The 4313-nt window shown below is 74.1% G+C and carries 2 protein-coding genes; both read left to right on the forward strand.

What is annotated here, in order from left to right; genetic code table 11:
* Positions 1 to 1288: PD-(D/E)XK nuclease family protein (locus ROTAS13_RS20185; protein WP_171979172.1), on the forward strand; the 1288-nt coding region annotated here is incomplete at its 5' end.
* Between the two features lie 388 nt (positions 1289 to 1676).
* The coding region (addA, locus tag ROTAS13_RS20190) for a double-strand break repair helicase AddA (protein WP_075823227.1) at positions 1677 to 4313 on the forward strand (2637 nt) is incomplete at its 3' end.

The following is a 4313-nucleotide window of genomic DNA, read 5'->3' on the forward strand; positions in this document are numbered from 1 at the left end:
TCGCCTTACGGTGGAGCTGTGCGTAGATGTGATCAAGAGACAGCCGCGGGTGCAGGTGCTGGGCCTGCTGGAGGCGCGGCTGCAATCCTTCGACCGCGTGGTGCTGGGCGCGCTGGAGGAAACCGTCTGGCCCATCGCCACCGATCCCGGCGCCTGGATGAGCCGCCCGATGCGCCGCGAGTTCGGCTTGCCGGCGCCGGAGGCCCGCATCGGCCGCGTCGCCGCCGATTTCATGATGAGCGCCCTGTCCGCCCCGGACGTGGTGCTGAGCCATGCCCGCAAGCGCGGCGGCAGCCCGTCGGTGCAGGCACGCTGGCTGACCCGGCTGCAGATCTTCCTGCACGGCCAGGGCCTGCGGATCGAAGCCTCGCCCGCCACCGGCTGGGCGGAGCGGCTGGACATGCCGGAGGTCGTCCTCCCCTGCCCCCGCCCGGCCCCGGCCCCGCCGGTGCTGCTGCGCCCGCGCCGCCTGACCGTCACCGATGTCTGGGACCTGAAGGCCGATCCCTATGCCTGGTACGCCAAGCGCGTGCTGCGGCTGCGCCCCCTCGATCCGCTGGATGCCGAGGCCGACGGCGCCGCCTTCGGCTCGGTGGTGCATGACGCGGTGGCGGCCTGGACCCGCCGCTGCGCCGGTGCCTATGGCGACCGGGCCCTGGAATGGTTCGGGGAAGCGGTGGAGGAAGCGATCCGCCGGCACGCCCCGCGCCCCGGCCTCGCCGCCTTCTGGCGCCCGCGCCTGCGCCGCATCGGCGAATTCCTGCTGGCCACCGAGCGGGAACGCCCCGAGGTGCGGGAACGCCACCCCGAACAGTCCGGCCAGATCGAGCTGCCCTGCGGCGTGCGGCTGGAAGGGCGCGCCGACCGGCTGGACATCCTGGCCGATGGCGGCCTCGCCATCCTCGACTTCAAGACCGGCGCCCCCCCGGCCCAGATCGCCATCCAGGACGGCCGCGCGCCGCAGCTGCCGCTGGAGGCCGCCATGGCGCTCAAGGGCGGCTTCCCCGGCATCGCCCCCGCCACGGTTTCGGCGCTGGAGCACTGGAAGCTCTCGGGTACCATCGAGGAAGGCGAGCGACTCGTCTTCAAGCCCAGGGGCGACGTGACCGTGACAGAGGTGGCCGAGGCGGCATGGCGGCAGGTGGACGTGCTGGCACGGGAATTCCTGCTGGGCGACCGTCCCTTCCTGGCGCGCCCGCATCCGGGCCGCAGCCCCCGCAACACGGATTACGAACACCTGTCCCGCCAGCGCGAATGGGGCGGGGCCGAGGAAGCGGGCGCGGAGTGAAGCCACTGTCCCCCATGTCCGCGCCGCGCCCGTGGCCGGCCCCGGGGGAGAGGCGCCGCCTCTCCGCCCGGCCCCCCTCTCCGCCGGGGACCGGAGCCGGTCCCCGGACCCCGGGCCTGAGTTGGCTCTGCGTGGCGGCCACCAGCCCGGCGCCCGACCCTTCGGAGCAGGCGGAGACGCGGGGCTCCCGGAAAAAGACCAGCACCCCTTTCGCGCGGATGGCGCCGCCAGTCGCCAGAGAGCGTCGCTCTCCGGCGCGAACCGGCCACGGCAGGCGCCAGCTCATCGGGTCCAGGGCCCGCAGGGTCCTGGCGGAGAGGGGGGCCGGGGGAAAGGCGGCGCCTTTCACCCGGGATGGCGCAACGCCCAGGCCAGGATCGAGACCGGCGTGAACATTCCTCTTTCCGCCCGCGAACGCGCCCAGAACGCCCAGCGCCTCGCCTCCGACCCGCGCCTTTCCGCCTGGGTGGGTGCCTCGGCCGGTTCCGGCAAGACCAAGGTGCTCACCGACCGCGTGCTGCGCCTGCTGCTGCGCGAGGGCACGGAGCCGGGCCGCATCCTCTGCCTCACCTTCACCAAGGCGGCGGCGGCGGAGATGGCGATCCGGCTCAACCGGCGCCTGGGCCGCTGGGCCGTCACCGACGATGCCGACCTGCGTGGGGAGATCGAGGCGCTGACCGGCGAGCCGGTGCCGCCCGCGCAGCTCGCCACCGCGCGCAAGCTGTTCTGCCGCGTGCTGGAACAGCCAGGCGGGATGCGGATCGCCACGATCCACGCCTTCTGCCAGTCGCTGCTGCGCTCCTTCCCGCTGGAGGCCGAGCTGCCGCCGCAGTTCGCCATGCTGGAGGACGCGGATTCCGCCACCCTGCTGGCCGAGGCGCGGGAGGCGGCGCTGTCCGGCGGGCGCGTGCCCCCGGAAACCCTGGCCGCCCTGGCCCGCCTTGTCACCGCCGACCGGATCGCCGAGGCGCTGCGCGAGATGGCGGGGCGGCGGGAGAAGCTGGCCGCGCTGTTCGAGACGCCCGGCGGCGCGCTGGCGCTGGGACGGAGGCTGGGCCGGCGCCTCGGCCTGCCGGAAGGGGAGCGCGAGGAGGACCTGGCGGCGCTGATCTGCGACATCCCCCCGGCGGTCGCGGAACAGGCGAAGGCGCTGCTCGCCCACAAGACCAAGACGGCGCGCGACCTCGGCCAGCGGATGCTCGATTTCCTGGCCCTGTCGCCGGAGGAGCGCGCGGCGCAGCAGGCGGAATGGTGGGACTGCCTGCACACCGGCAAGGGCGATCTCCGCAAGGCGCTGGAGCCCTTCGACACGCTGGCGGCGGAATCCGCGCGGCTCCGCTCGTTCCAGGAACGCGCCAACGCGCACCGCCTGCTGGCTGCCACCAGCGCGCTGCTGGTCGCCGCCGGGCCGGTGCTGTCCGACTACGCCGCCCGCAAGCGCCGCATGGGCGCGCTGGACTTCGACGACCTGATCCACCACGCGCAGCGCCTGCTGCGCGACCCCGGCTCGGCCTGGGTGCTGTTCAAGCTCGATGGCGGCCTCGACCACATCCTGCTCGACGAGGCGCAGGACACCAACCCGGCGCAATGGGGCATCGCCGAGGCGCTGGCCGAGGAATTCTTCGCCGGCGAGGGTGTGCGCGAGGCCGGGGAGCGTACGCTCTTCGTGGTGGGCGACGAGAAGCAGTCGATCTACGGCTTCCAGGGTGCCGACGCGCAGGGCTTCGCCACCTGGGAGGCGCGCTTCTCGCAGCAGGTGCGGCAGGCCGGCGGCAACTTCCAGCCGGTGGCGCTGGATGTGAGCTTCCGCTCCTGCGCCCCGGTCCTGCAGCTCGTCGATGCCGTCTTCCACGAAGGCGCCGCGCGGGCCGGCGTGGTGCGGCCGGATGGCGAGCCGCTGCGCCACTTCCCCGACCGCGCCGGCCATGCCGGCAGCGTCGAGGTCTGGCCCCTGCTCGCGCGCGGCAGCACGGAGGACCCGGAGCCCTGGTTCGTGCCGAGCCAGCCGGTGGTGGCGCAGGATGCCGACGCGCTGCTGGCCGAGACCCTGGCCGCGCGCATCGACCACATGGTGCGGCATGAGACCCTGCCCGCGCGCGGCGACCGCCCGATCCGCCCCGGCGACATCATGATCCTGGTCCGCCGCCGCACCCGGCTGACGGAGCTTCTGGTGCGCCAGCTCAAGCGGCGCGGCGTGGCGGTGGGCGGCGTGGACCGCATCGCGCTGGTGGAACAGATCGCGGTGCAGGACCTGCTGGCGCTCTGCGACGTGCTGCTGCTGCCGGAAGACGACCTGCAACTGGCGGCGCTGCTGAAATCGCCCCTGATCGGGCTGGAGGAGGAGGCGCTCTTCGCCCTCTCCCATGACCGGGACGGCCCGCTCTGGCACCGCCTGCTCCAGCACCGGGGCGCGCTGACGGCGGAGGGCCGGGCCGCCGGCTGGATCGCCACGCTGGCCGACCGCGCCGACCTGGTCACGCCGCACGCCCTGCTGAGCGAGGTGCTGGGCGAGCATGGCGGCCGCGCGAAGCTGCTGGAACGCCTGGGCGGCGACGCGGCGGATGCGATGGACGAGCTGCTGAACGCCGCGCTGCGCTACGAGAACCGCCACCCGCCCTCCCTCCAGGGCTTCACCCACTGGCTCCGGCGCGGCGGCGCCGAGGTGAAGCGCGAGGCCGAGAATGCCGGCGACGCCGTGCGCATCCTCACCGCCCATGGCGCCAAGGGCCTCCAGGCGCCGGTGGTGATCATCCCCGATGTCGGGCGCGGCGGCCGCAACTCGCCCCTGCGCTGGGAGGAGGAGGACGCCTCCCTGTCCCTCCCCCTCTGGGCGCCGCGCAAGGAGTTCCAGGCCCGCGCCTGGCAGGAGGCCGAGCGCCGCCGCGCCGAGGCCGATGCCGAGGAAGAGAACCGCCTGCTCTACGTGGCGCTGACCCGCGCCGAGGACCGGCTGCTGCTTTGCGGGCTGGAGCCGAAGAAGGTGGTGGAGACGAGCTGGCATGGGCTGGTGCGCCAGGGCATCGCC

It is taken from the genome of Roseomonas sp. TAS13 (genome assembly GCF_001950415.1).
Classification (GTDB): Bacteria; Pseudomonadota; Alphaproteobacteria; order Acetobacterales; family Acetobacteraceae; genus Roseomonas; species Roseomonas mucosa.